Source organism: Phytobacter sp. (assembly GCF_059074235.1).
The window spans coordinates 360265-374259 of record NZ_JCACPZ010000008.1; the positions used below are offsets into that span (position 1 = coordinate 360265).

The following is a 13995-nucleotide window of genomic DNA, read 5'->3' on the forward strand; positions in this document are numbered from 1 at the left end:
AGGAGTTGTGCCGAAGATGCGGGGGGAATCGTTACATAATATTGCTGCAACCGACCCGTTCGTGAAGGAGAAAGCTATGTTCAGGTCACTTATTCTTGCAGCAGCATTAACAGTTTTTGCACCGCTGGTCACCACTGTCGCCCATGCAGGTGAAATCACGCTGCTGCCATCCATTAAGTTACAGATTGGCGATCGTGATAATTACGGTAATTACTGGGATGGCGGTCGCTGGCGTGACCGTGATTACTGGGGCCGTCATTATGAATGGCGCGATCATCGCTGGCGTCCACATGACCGTGGCTACCATCGTGGCTGGGACAAACGTAACGCCTACGAACAGGGCTATCGTGAGGGCTGGAACGATCGTGATGATCGCCGTGGCCCGGGGCGTGGTCACGGGCATGGTCACCGCCATTAACGAAAAACGTATTAACAAAAAAGGAGCGCAAGCGCTCCTTTTTCTTTAGATGGCCTTCAAAGCCCGAAAAGTGTGCCCACCAGCAGCCAGCTGTTCAGCCCGACCACCAGTACCACAATCACCCAGCCGGTGCGTTTAACCCATGCCGAGTTGACCAGATCTCCCATCAGTTTTGGATTGCTGGTGAAAACCAGCAGTGGCACCAGCGCCAGCGCGATCCCAAAACTCAACAGGACCTGACTCATCACCAAAATACGGGTCGGGTCCAGCCCCATCAGAATAACAATAAACGAGGGCATCATTGTAATACTGCGGCGCACCCACAGCGGAATGTGGAAACGAACAAAGCCTTGCATTACGACCTGCCCCGCCAGCGTCCCCACGACTGTGGAAGACAGCCCCGCCGCCACCAGGCTCAAACCAAAGATAGTGGCCGCCGAATGGCTTAGTAGCGGTTCGAGTGTCAAATAAGCTTCGTCAAGATCGGCAATACCGGTATGACCGTTAAAGTGGAAGGCCGCTGCGGCGGTGGCCATCATTGCCAGATTCACAAAACCGGCGATGGTCATCGCAATACCAACATCCCATTTGGTCGCGGAGTAACGCTCACGCCGTGTACCTTCATGCAGATATTGTGTCAGGGACGAGTGCAGATAAATGACGTGAGGCATGATAGTTGCCCCCAGCACACCCGCAGCCAGGAAGACGGCTTCCGTACCAGGTAAGTTCGGAATAATAATCCCCTTCACCAGGGGGGCGACTGCTGGCTGAGAGAAAACCAGCTCAACGATATAAGCAGCCGCCACAAACAGCAGCAGCCCACCGATGACTTTTTCCAGCGGTTTTTGCCCGCGACGTTGCAACATCAAAATCAGGAAGGTTGCAATCCCGGTCAGCACAGCCCCTTGTAACAGGGAGACGCCGAGTATCAGCTTAAAGCCAATGGCAGCCCCAATAAATTCGGCCAAATCCGTCGCCATCGCGATGATTTCTGCCTGCACCCAGTAAAACCAGACCAGCGGGCGTGGGTAATGATCGCGGATTTGCTCGGCAAGATTTTTCCCGGTGGCAATCCCGAGTTTGGCTGACAGCAGTTGAATCAACATAGCCATCAGGTTCGCCCAGACAACCACCCACAGCAGTTGATAGCCAAAACTGGCCCCTGCCTGAATGTTTGTGGCAAAGTTTCCGGGATCGATATAGCCGATCGCCGCAATGAACGCAGGCCCCATCAACGCGAACCTTAATTTGCGCGCTGTACGCCCACTGCTATTCTCAACGCGACTGTTGCTCATTAATTTGCCTCTAATATAGCCTTTGCTATGTTTGATGCTACCAAAATGAGAATGATTATCAAGTTCATTGAGTGTGCTTTATCTTGATTTCTCTGATAGCCAGAAACGATAGAAGGGCCGACTGCAGTAGATTGGGGAAAAGCGATTGTGGGTCACACAATTCTGTTAAGAGTTTAGCATTTCAGTGCAACTTTTCACTTCTTTACTTAACATCACCGAAATGTATGGTTGATCACTAATTTTGAGTCTGGTCACAGGTCATTAATATACTGTGTGTTTGATCTCGTTTTCTTTCTACTTGTTACATAGAATGTGCACGAAATTACTACCCGTCTCATATTTGGAGCAAATATGTCCCGCGTTCTTCACTTTGTTCTGGCGCTTGCTGTTGTGGCGCTGCTTGCACTTCTTGTCAGCAGCGACCGCAAAAAAATCCGCATTCGCTTTGTTGTTCAACTGCTCGTCATCGAAGTTCTGTTGGCCTGGTTCTTCCTGAACTCTGACGTTGGTCTGGGTTTTGTGAAAGGCTTCTCCGAAATGTTTGAAAAACTGCTCGGATTCGCCAACGAAGGGACAAACTTCGTCTTCGGTAAAATGAATGATGATGGTCTGGCATTCTTCTTCCTGAAAGTGTTGTGCCCAATTGTCTTCATCTCCGCGCTGATCGGTATTCTGCAGCACATTCGCGTACTGCCGATCATCATCCGTGCCATTGGTACCGTGCTGTCCAAGGTTAACGGCATGGGTAAGCTGGAGTCATTCAACGCCGTCAGCTCCCTGATTCTGGGTCAGTCTGAAAACTTTATCGCGTACAAAGATATTCTGGGCAAGATGTCCCGCAACCGTATGTACACCATGGCGGCCACGGCAATGTCCACCGTATCCATGTCCATCGTGGGCGCGTACATGACCATGCTGGAGCCGAAATACGTTGTTGCGGCACTGGTTCTGAACATGTTCAGCACCTTTATTGTGCTGTCACTGATCAACCCGTACCGCGTGGATGAAAGTGAAGACAATATCCAGATGTCCAACCTGCATGAAGGCCAGAGCTTCTTTGAAATGCTGGGTGAATACATCCTGGCTGGTTTCAAAGTGGCTATCATCGTTGCAGCGATGCTGATCGGCTTTATTGCCCTGATCGCCGCACTGAACGCCCTGTTCGCGACCGTTACCGGCTGGTTCGGCTACAGCATCTCCTTCCAGGGCATTCTGGGTTACATCTTCTATCCGATTGCATGGGTAATGGGTGTGCCGTCATCAGAAGCGCTGCAGGTGGGCAGTATCATGGCGACTAAACTGGTTTCTAACGAATTCGTGGCCATGATGGATCTGCAGAAAATTGCAGCCACCCTGTCCCCACGTGCGGAAGGTATCCTGTCAGTCTTCCTGGTCTCCTTCGCTAACTTCTCTTCTATCGGGATTATCGCCGGTGCGATTAAAGGCCTGAACGAAGAGCAAGGTAACGTGGTTTCACGCTTCGGCCTGAAACTGGTTTACGGCTCTACGCTGGTGAGCGTGCTGTCTGCCTCTATTGCGGCACTGGTGCTGTAATCCACGTTTAATATGTTTAAGAAACCGGGGCACTGTCCCCGGTTTCTTTTTCCAGCGGCTGCGGCTTACCGAGTAAATATCCCTGTAAATAATCCACCCCCGCCGTCAACAATAACTCGCGCTGTTCCCGTGTTTCGACATACTCCGCCACCACCGTCAGTGATTTCGCTTTCGCCAGTTCGCATATCGCCTTCACAATCAGTACGTCCTGGGGATCACGTGCTATATCCCTTACGAAACAGCCGTCAATCTTGACAATATCCGCCTCCAGGCGTTTCAGCCGTTCGAAGTTGGCATATCCCGTACCAAAATCATCGATGGCTATTTTGAACCCGGATTGACGTAGATGCTGAATGTTCCTGATGCTTAACTCTGAGTTCGAGAATGCCTGCTCTTCCGTCACTTCAATAATGATTTCCACAGGTGAAATAGCGTACTGCGTGAAAAGCTCGACCAGTTGCTTGCCAGCATCTTCCTGCATCAACGTCAGCGGTAAAAGGTTTACCGAAAAGCGAGCCTGCGAGGAGGACACGGGATGCGTCTGCATCCATTGCAGAAGCGTTTCGATAACCAGCATGTCAAAACGCACGCTGAGATTGAACTGTGCAATAACCGGGATGAATTGCACCGGGCTCATCACCTCCCCTTCGCTCACCAGCCGCGTCAAAATCTCGTGGTAACCCTTGCCTTCGGCATTCTGGATGGGTTGAGCACACAAGCTTAGTGTTTTCTCATCCAGCGCTCGTTTCACTTTATTGAGTAAGCGCACACGTTCAGACGTCTGGTCACTGACCACTTCCAGGCTGTGAGTCAACGCCAAAACCTGTCGCGTGTTACTCGCTTGTTCTGACAGCCAACTGAGTTGCCCCAGCGTGTGATGAAGCGTCTCCCCGGCATCGAAGACTTCGCCCCAGGAAGCACCAAACTCGATATCCAGACCGGTATTATGCCAGTAAATTCGCCGGTTATTGAGATGAACGACAATGTGCTGGAGGCGTTCAACAGCCTTTGTTCCATGAAGGACGAGTATTAGTTCGCTGCCCGGTAACTGGAATAACTGCTCACCTTGTTGCAGCAAAGGTTGCAACTCGCGCGTCACACTACGCTTGAAGTGGACACGCATCATCATGCCGTAGTGGCGGCTCAGAAATTCCAGATTCTTCATATGCAGGCAACAGACAACCTGATCGGTTCTTTTTGTCAGACTCCGCTCCAGAGCACGTAAATTCGGCAGTCCCGTAAGCGGATCGGTCAGCGCTTGCCCTTGCCAGCGTCGCTTAATCCATTCATTACGATGATAAATACGCGTCATATAAATGAGGCAAATAGAAAAGCAAATTAACACTGACATCACGAAGGCCAGAGAATATTCAGTATTCACTCCCTGTAGAAAATTATGGTTGTAAGCCAATAACATAAATGCAGAAACAGGCCAACAAAGCATAATCAGCGGGTAATGTAATTTACTGACACTTAACGTGAAAAGAATAAATATAACAGGAACGAGATAACCCGCGATATATTCAGATTTTATCGAGGAGCAGAGAAGCGCTAGTAAGATAATGAGACTTATTAACCAACTTAACGTGAATAAGCGCTTACCTTTTATCACACTGGGCTTAACATTTCGGTTCCAGAATGTGCGCCCATAACGGGGATTGAGAATCATCCGCATAGGATAATAAAACATCATGGTGAATATCAGAGCAGCACAAATCAGATTCTGGATGTCGACAATGCTGTAAATAACAGACGCATTGCCAAAGTAACCGGAGAGTGACGCAGGAAAGGTAAACCACTTCCCGGCCAGATACATCAAGGCTTTGATACCCAATGGTGCGGCAAAGGCCATCCAGAAAATTCTCAGCCCCATATTCTTATTGGGTATGCCATGCCGCCAACGGGAACCCAATCGCCAATGAACGATAGCACATGAAAATAATACAGGAAATAACTGACAAAATAATAAGATAGCCGCCAGAGCAAAGGGCAACCCAAGCAACCATTGATTGACAATGGCAAAGCTTAATATTATCGGAAAAACAGCCTGACGCCCAAATAACAAGAGCGCAGATAACATCACACTGAGTGGCAACCAGGAAAGATAAACCGTACTGGAATCAACAACAGCTACCGGTGAAATAAATCGAGAAACTGGAACAAAAATAAAACAAAGAATTAACGCAGAAACAAATTTTTTAATTATTTCATCTATTCCCTTTTTCATGTGCGTCAATCCCTCTATTATCTGGCTGTTATTTATGCAGGCCGGATAATAAGTTTATTCGCATAGTGAAGCAAGTTGGCAGGTCGATAATGCCATTTAATTACTGGGGTTTTAACAATCTGAGATTATTCGACTTAAACTGAAATGAATTTACAGATTGAAGCGGACTAAAAAACAAAAACCCCCGCGTAAACGCGAGGGTTTAAATTTTTGGTGGAGCTAAGCGGGATCGAACCGCTGACCTCTTGCATGCCATGCAAGCGCTCTCCCAGCTGAGCTATAGCCCCACAATGTTCTTTACACACCAAATTCACCTGGGATGATGATTTGGTGGAGCTAAGCGGGATCGAACCGCTGACCTCTTGCATGCCATGCAAGCGCTCTCCCAGCTGAGCTATAGCCCCATCGCGTAAAGCGTGTCGTGTTGACGGGCGGCATAATATGAATTCCCTCGTCAGGTGTCAACGGCAAAATTATATGGGTGCGCTCAACCGCTGAAAAAGCAGACAAATGAAGAACATTGAGAGAGGGCTCGCAGCCAGTAGTTAAACCTGTCACATTTTCGCATAAAATGATGCTATAACATCATCGCGTAATTACCCCTACAACCACTCTGGAAATGACATGCTCAAGGAACGAATGACGCCAGAAGAGTTAGCGAAACTCACCGGCTACAGCCGCCAGACCATTAATAAGTGGGTGCGAAAAGAAGGCTGGATCACCTCCCCTAAACCGGGTGTTCAGGGTGGCAAGGCTAGGCTGGTACATATCAATGAGCAGGTCCGGGATTTTATTCGTAACGCGCAACGCCCGGCTCAGGATATCGCCTACCCTACCGTACTGGCGCAAGATACCGCACTTGAAACATTGCTACTCACGCTGGCAAATGAAATGACGGTATCGGAACAAAAGCGTCTTTCTTCATTACTGCTGCGAGAAGGGATTACGGGATTACTGAGTCGTTTAGGGATCCGCGAAACAATACTATGAAACTACCTGATAAAATGACCACCGAAGAGTTAGCGGTTTTTCTCGGTGTAGCAAAACAAACGGTTAATCGCTGGATACGTGAGCAAAAATGGTCAACTGAAAGCCTGCCGGGTATCAAAGGCGGCAGAGCAAGGTTGATACATCTGAATAAAGATGCACGTATTTTTATTATGAAAACCCCCTCAATGCGCCACCGACTTTCGCCAATAGCCGCAACTGAGCCTCTAGCCGATTATACGTCAGAGAAAATGACGCCTGCTCTGCGGCGGATTGTCAACATGCTGCAAAATTTGACACCACATGAGCAAGAAGCGCTTGATGTCTTACTGGTCAGAGAGGGGATTCAGGGTTTTCTCACCAGGCTCTCTATTACCCAGCCTGAATATCGCCCTGTAGAAGAATAAAAAAACGGCAGGATAATCCTGCCATTTTCATTTTTTCATAACGCGTAGGGCTTATTGCTGGCTTTCACGCTCAGCAATAAAACCTAATGCTTTATTGATACGCTCAACACTGCGGGATTTGCCAATTGCATGAACGGTCACATCCAGCGCAGGTGACTGACCAGCACCCGTCACTGCAACGCGCAGCGGCATACCGACTTTACCCATGCCGACTTCCAGCTCATCAGCAGTTGCCTGAATCGCGTGATGAACGTTTTCCGCCGTCCACACATCAATAGCAGCCAGCTTGTCGCGCACGACTTCCAGCGGCTGACGAGCAACCGGGCGCAGGTGCTTCTTCGCAGCATCCGCATCAAACTCGGTAAACTCTTCGTAGAAGTAACGGCAGCTCGCTGCCATCTCTTTCAACGTCTTGCAACGCTCACCCAGCAATTTCACCAGATCAGCAAGCTGCGGGCCATTGCGAGTATCGATGTTTTCCTGCTCAATATGCCACTGCAGGTGCGTCGCAACATATTCCGGTGCCAGTGAATTAATGTAGTGATGGTTCAGCCACTGCAATTTTTCTGTGTTGAACGCACTCGCTGATTTGCTGACTGCATTTAGCGAGAAGAATTCGATCATCTCTTTGCGGGTGAAGATTTCCTGGTCGCCGTGGGACCAACCCAGACGCACCAGATAGTTCAGCAGAGCTTCCGGCAGGTAGCCATCGTCGCGATATTGCATCACGCTGACTGCACCATGACGTTTGGACAGTTTCTTACCATCATCACCGTTGATCATCGACACGTGCGCATAAACCGGCACCGGTGCATTCAATGCTTTAAGGATGTTGATCTGACGTGGCGTGTTGTTGATATGGTCTTCACCACGGATCACATGGGTGATTTCCATATCCCAGTCATCGACAACCACGCAGAAGTTGTAGGTCGGCGAACCATCGGTACGACGAATGATCAGATCGTCCAGCTCCTGGTTGCTGAATTCGATTGGGCCACGAATCTGATCGTCAAAAATAACGGAACCGTCCTGCGGGTTGGCAAAACGCACGACGCAAGGTTCATCAGCAGCGTGGTGTTCATGGTTATGGCGGCAACGGCCGTCATAACGCGGCTTTTCATTATTGGCCATCTGCTCTTCACGCAGGGCATCAAGACGTTCTTTGGAGCAATAGCATTTATACGCCGTACCCGCTGCCAGCATTTCATCAATCGCCGCGTTGTAACGATCAAAGCGCTTGGTCTGATAGTACGGGCCTTCGTCCCACTCAAGGCTCAGCCAGTTCATTCCATCCATAATGGCTTCAATTGCTTCCGGCGTTGAACGTTCGAGATCAGTATCTTCAATACGCAGTACGAACTCACCGTCGTGGTTACGTGCAAAAAGCCAGGAATAGAGAGCAGTGCGCGCGCCGCCTACATGCAGGTAGCCGGTCGGGCTTGGCGCGAAGCGAGTTTTGATTTTCATGAAATGGCCTTACGTTTGGTAAAAATGCCGAAAACCGGCAAATCCTGGGAAATAGAAGTCGGCGATATTCTATCACCGTGAGGTGAATCCTCAATGTTGTTGCCACAATCCTGACTATTCATATGCATTTTGTATAGAAATCGCGCTGCAAAGTCTGTTTAAACAGCGCTTTGTCTAATTTTACGACGAACGAACAATTTCTTTAGAAAATGCGTTGACTCATTTTCAACTCTCCCTATAATGCGACTCCACACAGCGGGGGTGATTAGCTCAGCTGGGAGAGCACCTCCCTTACAAGGAGGGGGTCGGCGGTTCGATCCCGTCATCACCCACCAACTACTTTATGTAGTCTCCGTTGTGTAGCAAGAAATTGAGAAGTGGGTGATTAGCTCAGCTGGGAGAGCACCTCCCTTACAAGGAGGGGGTCGGCGGTTCGATCCCGTCATCACCCACCACTTTCTCGCCAGCTGGATTTCTTGCAGTAAAAATGTAGTACCGAAGTGGGTGATTAGCTCAGCTGGGAGAGCACCTCCCTTACAAGGAGGGGGTCGGCGGTTCGATCCCGTCATCACCCACCACTTCGGGTCGTTAGCTCAGTTGGTAGAGCAGTTGACTTTTAATCAATTGGTCGCAGGTTCGAATCCTGCACGACCCACCAATGTAAAAAAGCGCCCTAAAGGCGCTTTTTTGCTATCTGCGATTCACGCATTCCTCTCTTCTGTTCCACTTAGGTACTTTAAATTTTTATACCCTGCTGATTTCATTTAAGTGGACATTAATTACCAAAAAAAACTTAAGTTACCGACATAAAAATCACCGCAACAAATATTAGAAGAATATTAAAACACCTTAAAAATCAACACAAAAAGTTGGTAACCTTTATCCATCATTTACCCTTAATGTCAGGATATGATCGCCATGCTACGCATGCTTTGCGCAGCTCAAGAAGAATATGATTACGCCGATAATGATGTTTTATGGCAAAAGGGGTTAATAATGACAACTATTCAAGCGACTACGTCGTCAGTTAGTAGTAGCAGTTCATCTTCTGGCGGCAGTGATATTGCATCTCAGATCAGTCGACTAACTCAGCAGATCTCCACGCTGAATAAGCAGCTGAAAACCGTTGCAGAAGGCAGTGGTACCACTGAAGAAAAACAGACGCAGAAAGAGCAGATTCAGGCTCAGATCGCTTTGCTGCAGGCTCAAATTGCTCAGTTACAAAGCAAGCAAGCCGAAGAAGCGCAGAAAAAATCTGAAGACAAGCAGACAGATTCACAAACTAAAGCCAAAGTTGAAGGTGTGAACAACCCTTCAGCCGACCATCAGATTGATATCTATATCTGATTAAAAAGCGGATCATCTGCTCTGGCCCGGGTTAAATACCGGGCCTGTTCTCTCGCCACATCCCACACTGCCTGCGCCGCACCCGACAACGAGCGATTTTTACGCCTTACCAACATAATCTTGCGCTGTATCTGCGGTATTAACCGTTTAACACACAAAGTACTACCCTCAGGTAAAGGCAGAGCCAGTGCGGGCAACACGCTGGCACCAATTCCAGCTTCTACCATAGGAAATAAGGTCGCCGGGTGTCCTATCTCCTGCACTATCTGGGCATGAATACCAAATCGAGCCAAAGCCGCATCGATAAGTGGCCGACTGCCGGAAGCATAATCCTGCACGACGAGCCTGGCCCCTTCCAGTTCGGCCCAGGAAACACATGGTTCTTCCGCCCATGCGTGGTCGCTGCGACATAACAGGAAAAAGGGTTCCGAAAGAATTTCTTCGCATTCAAGATCGCTGACTTGTCCCGGATCGATAACGATCCCAAAATCCACTTCGCCATGACGAATACTTTCCAGCACCCACTGCTGCGGGCGGTCGTGCAACATAAAAGCTATTTCCGGGTAGCGCAGATTACTTTGGGCAATGCACTGAGGAATCAGATGCGCAGAGATCGTCTGACTGGCAGCCACACGTACTGTCCCTGTGAGTTGCTGCCCCACCCGACCCGCTTCTCTCAGGGTGCTGTTGAGTTCATCGAGCAGACGTTCCAGACGGGCAGCCAGCTGCTGCCCGGCTTCGGTAAGTATGACTTCCCGGGTTGTTCGGTCGAGTAATTTGACGCCTGTTTGCAGCTCAAGCTCTTTAACAGAGTGGCTCACTGCCGACTGGCTTAGCCCAATGATGTCGCCCGCCCGGCTAAAACTTCGCGCCTGAGCTACGGTGACAAAGACACGTAATTGCTTCAAAGAGTAATTCATCTGAAAAATTCATAAATGGATTCAATAAATCAATTTTATTTCTCAAACCAAAAAAAGCAAAATGTTGACACTGAATTTCAGGAGTCCTTATGAAACTTTTTCGTATCCTTGACCCTTTTACACTGACCCTGGTCATTACCGTTCTTTTAGCCTCTTTCTTGCCCGCACGCGGAAGCTTTGTAACTTTTTTTGAATGGCTGACGACTGCGGCTATCGCGTTGTTGTTCTTTATGCATGGCGCAAAATTATCCCGTGAAGCAATTATTGCCGGGGGGAGCCACTGGCGTTTACACCTCTGGGTAATGTGCAGTACCTTCATTCTCTTCCCCGCACTGGGCGTACTCTTTGTCTGGTGGTCGCCGGTCAATGTAAGTCAGGAGCTTTATACCGGCTTCCTGTACCTTTGCATCCTGCCTGCCACGGTGCAATCCGCCATTGCCTTTACGTCTCTGGCAGGCGGAAATGTCGCTGCAGCGGTCTGCTCTGCATCAGCATCCAGTCTGTTGGGCATCTTCCTTTCCCCACTGTTGGTCGGGCTTTTGATGAATTTGCATGGCGCGGAAGGCAGTCTTGAGCAGGTCGGTAAGATCATGCTGCAACTGCTGCTCCCGTTTGTGCTGGGTCATCTCTCTCGCCCGTGGACCGGTGCCTGGGTGGCGCGCAATAAAAAATGGATATCGAAAACCGACCAGACGTCGATTTTGCTGGTTGTTTATTCCGCCTTTAGCGAAGCGGTGGTCAATGGAATCTGGCAGAAAGTTGGCGTGGGTTCACTGCTGTTTATCGTTGTGGTGAGTATTGTTCTGCTGGCGATTGTCATTGCCGTCAACATTTTTGTTGCCCGGCGCTGCGGCTTTAACAAAGCAGATGAGATAACCATTGTCTTCTGTGGCTCCAAAAAGAGCCTGGCCAATGGGATCCCAATGGCCAATATTCTCTTCCCGACGTCCGTTATTGGGATGATGGTGTTACCGCTGATGATTTTCCATCAAATCCAGTTAATGGTCTGCGCCGTGCTGGCCCGACGCTACAAGCGCCAGGCTGAAAAAGCACAGGCACAGGAAGCCGCTAAAGCTTAATGGCGCTTCAGGGGCTGAACCAGATGCGTCAGCCCCTCGGTTTTTATGAGCAAAACCAGCTGTAGCAGTTCGCCTAAATGCCCGGCAGGAAAAGCATCCTTACGCGCAAACCAGAGCAAGTACTCCTCGGGCAAATCAATCAGCCTGCGCCCTTCATATTTCCCAAAGGGCATGTGCGTATTGGCAATTTCGATAAGCTGCTCTTTTTCCATTTATACCCCCAGCAGTCGAAGCATTTCGGCTTCATCAATCACGGCAATGCCCAACTCCTGCGCTTTCGCCAGTTTTGAACCTGCGGCTTCACCAGCAATGACCAGATCGGTTTTTTTCGACACGCTACCCGCCACTTTGGCGCCTAATTCCACCAGACGCGCTTTGGCATCGTCACGGGACATCTGACTCAGACTGCCGGTCAGCACGACGGTCTTGCCCGCAAAGGGACTGTCAATTTCATCAGCATTAATCACGACCGGCGCGGGCCAGTTCACCCCCTCTGCCAGCAACTGGCGTATGACATCGCGGTTGCTCTCTTCAGCAAAGAAGTTAAACACATGCGCGGCAACCACCTTGCCTACATCAGGTACTTTTTGCAGCTCTTCATCCGACGCAGCCTCAAGCGCTTCCAGGGTACCAAACCAGCCTGCAAGCCCTGCTGCAGTGGCTTCCCCGACTTCACGAATGCCGAGTGCATAGAGGAAACGGGCAAAGGTTGTCTCTTTGGCCTTCTCCAGCGCATTGACCACGTTTTCAGCCGATTTTGGCCCCATGCGGTCAAGCCCGGTTAGTTTGCCTGCCGTTAAGCGGAAGAGATCGGCCGGTGTGTGGACGTACTCTTTCTCTACCAGTTGGTCGATAATTTTATCGCCCATCCCGTCAACATCCATCGCACGACGCGAGACGAAATGTTTAAGCGCTTCCTTACGTTGTGCCCCGCATATCAGACCGCCGGTGCAGCGAGTTACCGCTTCACCTTCCACACGTTCGACATCAGATCCACATACCGGGCAGTGAGCCGGAAACTCAATTTCACGGGTCTCTTCCGGGCGCTCGGACTCCACCACATTGACCACCTGTGGAATGACATCGCCCGCACGGCGTATCACCACTTTGTCGCCAATACGCAGACCCAGACGAGCAATTTCATCGGCATTGTGCAATGTGGCGTTACTGACCAGTACCCCCGCAACCTGAACTGGCTCAAGGCGTGCAACTGGCGTAATCGCACCGGTACGGCCGACCTGGAACTCCACATCGCGCACAAAAGTAGTTTGTTCCTGTGCCGGGAATTTAAAGGCGACCGCCCAGCGCGGTGCGCGCGCCACAAACCCAAGCTGCTCCTGCAAATCCAGGGAGTTAACTTTGATGACCACACCATCAATGTCGAATCCGAGATGAGGACGGTCCGTTTCCACCTGATGATAAAAATCGAGCACGGCCTCAGGTGAGTCACAAAGACGTATGCGCTCACTCACCGGCAAGCCCCAGGTTTTGAATTGCTGTAAGCGCTCCAGGTGCCCACGCGGCAGTTCGCCACCCTCCAGAATCCCTACGCCGTAGCAAAAGAAAGTGAGTGGCCGCTTCGCCGTAATACGCGGGTCGAGCTGGCGCAGTGAACCTGCCGCAGCATTGCGCGGATTAGCAAACACTTTGCCGCCGGTACGACGGGCCTCTTCATTGATCTTTTCGAAGCCGGCCAGGGGTAAAAAGACCTCCCCGCGCACTTCAACACGTGCAGGAATGTTCTCGCCCTGAAGTTTAAGCGGAATAGCGCGGATGGTTCTCACGTTGGAAGTAATGTCCTCCCCGGTGGTCCCATCCCCACGTGTAGCAGCGCGAATCAGCACGCCATTCTCATAAAGAATGCTGACCGCAAGGCCGTCAAGTTTCAGTTCGCAGCAGTAGGTTAGCGAGTCTGTACTTTTCAGACGGTCCTGAACACGTTTGTTGAACGCGAGAAAACTCTCTTCATCAAACACGTTATCCAGTGACAGCATCGGCACTTCATGGCGAATCTGGCTGAATGAGGCCAGCGGCGCTGCACCGACACGCTGGGTCGGCGAATCCGGCGTGATCAATTCCGGGTGCTGAGCTTCAATCTCACGCAGCCGAATCAGCAGCCTGTCATACTCAGCATCCGGGATCTCAGGCGCATCCATGACGTGATAAAGATATTCATGATGGCGAAGCGTCGTTCGCAGTTCGGTGAGTTGTTGTTCGATTGATTCCATGTCGCACCATCAATATAAAAAACCCCCGACGGGCGGGGGTTCTGGCTGATAACAAAATAACGTCGT

At 50.1% G+C, this 13995-nt stretch carries 12 protein-coding genes and 6 tRNA genes; 10 read left to right on the forward strand and 8 right to left on the reverse strand.

Translation table 11 applies throughout. The features are described 5' to 3' along the window. The first annotated feature begins 76 nt into the window (after window positions 1-76). The gene (locus tag AC5JPW_RS19510) at window positions 77-418 is read left to right on the forward strand and encodes a DUF2502 domain-containing protein (RefSeq protein WP_494242769.1); all 342 of its coding nucleotides are present in this window, start codon (window positions 77-79) and stop codon (window positions 416-418) included. A 56-nt stretch (window positions 419-474) separates the two neighbouring features. Here the strand turns inward: AC5JPW_RS19510 and AC5JPW_RS19515 are convergent, their stop codons facing one another. Next, window positions 475-1713 carry an Nramp family divalent metal transporter gene (locus AC5JPW_RS19515; RefSeq protein WP_494242770.1) on the reverse strand — a complete coding sequence of 413 codons (1239 nt, stop codon included), beginning with the start codon at window positions 1711-1713 and terminating at the stop codon, window positions 475-477. Between the two features lie 351 nt (window positions 1714-2064). On the opposite strand from AC5JPW_RS19515, the gene nupC reads away from it, so the two are divergent. Further along, window positions 2065-3267 carry a nucleoside permease NupC gene (gene nupC / locus AC5JPW_RS19520; protein ID WP_494242771.1) on the forward strand — a complete coding sequence of 401 codons (1203 nt, stop codon included), beginning with the start codon at window positions 2065-2067 and terminating at the stop codon, window positions 3265-3267. Between the two features lie 16 nt (window positions 3268-3283). On the opposite strand, the gene AC5JPW_RS19525 is transcribed toward nupC, so the two are convergent. From AC5JPW_RS19525 to AC5JPW_RS19535, 3 genes are all read right to left on the reverse strand, one after another. Further along, window positions 3284-5494, reverse strand: coding sequence for a sensor domain-containing phosphodiesterase (locus AC5JPW_RS19525; RefSeq protein WP_494242772.1), 2211 nt, complete (start codon window positions 5492-5494; stop codon window positions 3284-3286). Between the two features lie 211 nt (window positions 5495-5705). Beyond that, window positions 5706-5781 (reverse strand) — tRNA-Ala (locus AC5JPW_RS19530). A gap of 41 nt (window positions 5782-5822) precedes the next feature. Next, window positions 5823-5898, reverse strand: a tRNA-Ala gene (locus AC5JPW_RS19535). Window positions 5899-6118: 220 nt separating this feature from the next. On the opposite strand from AC5JPW_RS19535, the gene AC5JPW_RS19540 reads away from it, so the two are divergent. After that, complete coding sequence (locus AC5JPW_RS19540) at window positions 6119-6484, forward strand: YfeC-like transcriptional regulator (RefSeq protein WP_494242773.1); 366 nt, start codon at window positions 6119-6121, stop codon at window positions 6482-6484. Further along, a complete protein-coding gene (locus AC5JPW_RS19545; protein WP_494242774.1) occupies window positions 6481-6888 on the forward strand; it encodes a YfeC-like transcriptional regulator in 408 nt (135 codons plus the stop codon). The genes AC5JPW_RS19540 and AC5JPW_RS19545 overlap by 4 nt, the downstream gene beginning before the upstream one ends. A 51-nt stretch (window positions 6889-6939) precedes the next feature. Here AC5JPW_RS19545 and gltX read toward each other — a convergent pair whose 3' ends face one another. After that, window positions 6940-8355, reverse strand: a complete 1416-nt coding sequence (gene gltX, locus AC5JPW_RS19550) for a glutamate--tRNA ligase (RefSeq protein WP_494242775.1) — start codon at window positions 8353-8355, stop codon at window positions 6940-6942. A 259-nt stretch (window positions 8356-8614) separates the two neighbouring features. On the opposite strand from gltX, the gene AC5JPW_RS19555 reads away from it, so the two are divergent. The 5 genes from AC5JPW_RS19555 (at window position 8615) to AC5JPW_RS19575 (ending at window position 9702) form a co-directional block, all read left to right on the forward strand. Then, window positions 8615-8690 (forward strand) — tRNA-Val (locus tag AC5JPW_RS19555). 44 nt (window positions 8691-8734) lie between these two features. After that, window positions 8735-8810, forward strand: a tRNA-Val gene (locus tag AC5JPW_RS19560). 47 nt (window positions 8811-8857) lie between these two features. Beyond that, window positions 8858-8933: transfer RNA gene (locus AC5JPW_RS19565), tRNA-Val, on the forward strand. A 4-nt stretch (window positions 8934-8937) separates the two neighbouring features. After that, a tRNA-Lys gene (locus AC5JPW_RS19570) sits at window positions 8938-9013 on the forward strand. Between the two features lie 338 nt (window positions 9014-9351). After that, window positions 9352-9702, forward strand: a complete 351-nt coding sequence (locus AC5JPW_RS19575; RefSeq protein WP_494243884.1) for a FlxA-like family protein — start codon at window positions 9352-9354, stop codon at window positions 9700-9702. Here the strand turns inward: AC5JPW_RS19575 and AC5JPW_RS19580 are convergent. Then, complete coding sequence (locus tag AC5JPW_RS19580) at window positions 9693-10622, reverse strand: LysR family transcriptional regulator (RefSeq protein WP_494242776.1); 930 nt, start codon at window positions 10620-10622, stop codon at window positions 9693-9695. The genes AC5JPW_RS19575 and AC5JPW_RS19580 overlap by 10 nt on opposite strands. An 89-nt stretch (window positions 10623-10711) precedes the next feature. Here AC5JPW_RS19580 and AC5JPW_RS19585 point away from each other — a divergent pair, with 89 nt between their 5' ends. After that, window positions 10712-11701, forward strand: a complete 990-nt coding sequence (locus AC5JPW_RS19585) for a bile acid:sodium symporter family protein (protein ID WP_494242777.1) — start codon at window positions 10712-10714, stop codon at window positions 11699-11701. Here the strand turns inward: AC5JPW_RS19585 and AC5JPW_RS19590 are convergent. Both AC5JPW_RS19590 and ligA read right to left on the reverse strand, forming a co-directional pair. After that, window positions 11698-11913, reverse strand: a complete 216-nt coding sequence (locus AC5JPW_RS19590) for a DUF3820 family protein (RefSeq protein ID WP_494242778.1) — start codon at window positions 11911-11913, stop codon at window positions 11698-11700. The two genes, AC5JPW_RS19585 and AC5JPW_RS19590, sit on opposite strands and share 4 nt — an antisense overlap. Continuing rightward, window positions 11914-13929, reverse strand: a complete 2016-nt coding sequence (gene ligA, locus AC5JPW_RS19595) for an NAD-dependent DNA ligase LigA (protein WP_494242779.1) — start codon at window positions 13927-13929, stop codon at window positions 11914-11916. Between the last annotated feature and the right edge of the window lie 66 nt (window positions 13930-13995).

Excerpts from the sequence above, each read along its gene's own strand:
- AC5JPW_RS19575 (WP_494243884.1), top strand. The coding sequence starts at position 9,352 with ATGACAACTATTCAAGCGACTACGTCGTCAGTTAGTAGTAGCAGTTCA.
- AC5JPW_RS19515 (WP_494242770.1), bottom strand. The coding sequence starts at position 1,713 with ATGAGCAACAGTCGCGTTGAGAATAGCAGTGGGCGTACAGCGCGCAAA.
- AC5JPW_RS19585 (WP_494242777.1), top strand. The coding sequence starts at position 10,712 with ATGAAACTTTTTCGTATCCTTGACCCTTTTACACTGACCCTGGTCATT.
- AC5JPW_RS19525 (WP_494242772.1), bottom strand. The coding sequence starts at position 5,494 with ATGAAAAAGGGAATAGATGAAATAATTAAAAAATTTGTTTCTGCGTTA.
- gltX (WP_494242775.1), bottom strand. The coding sequence starts at position 8,355 with ATGAAAATCAAAACTCGCTTCGCGCCAAGCCCGACCGGCTACCTGCAT.
- AC5JPW_RS19590 (WP_494242778.1), bottom strand. The coding sequence starts at position 11,913 with ATGGAAAAAGAGCAGCTTATCGAAATTGCCAATACGCACATGCCCTTT.
- AC5JPW_RS19510 (WP_494242769.1), top strand. The coding sequence starts at position 77 with ATGTTCAGGTCACTTATTCTTGCAGCAGCATTAACAGTTTTTGCACCG.
- ligA (WP_494242779.1), bottom strand. The coding sequence starts at position 13,929 with ATGGAATCAATCGAACAACAACTCACCGAACTGCGAACGACGCTTCGC.
- AC5JPW_RS19540 (WP_494242773.1), top strand. The coding sequence starts at position 6,119 with ATGCTCAAGGAACGAATGACGCCAGAAGAGTTAGCGAAACTCACCGGC.
- AC5JPW_RS19545 (WP_494242774.1), top strand. The coding sequence starts at position 6,481 with ATGAAACTACCTGATAAAATGACCACCGAAGAGTTAGCGGTTTTTCTC.
- nupC (WP_494242771.1), top strand. The coding sequence starts at position 2,065 with ATGTCCCGCGTTCTTCACTTTGTTCTGGCGCTTGCTGTTGTGGCGCTG.
- AC5JPW_RS19580 (WP_494242776.1), bottom strand. The coding sequence starts at position 10,622 with ATGAATTACTCTTTGAAGCAATTACGTGTCTTTGTCACCGTAGCTCAG.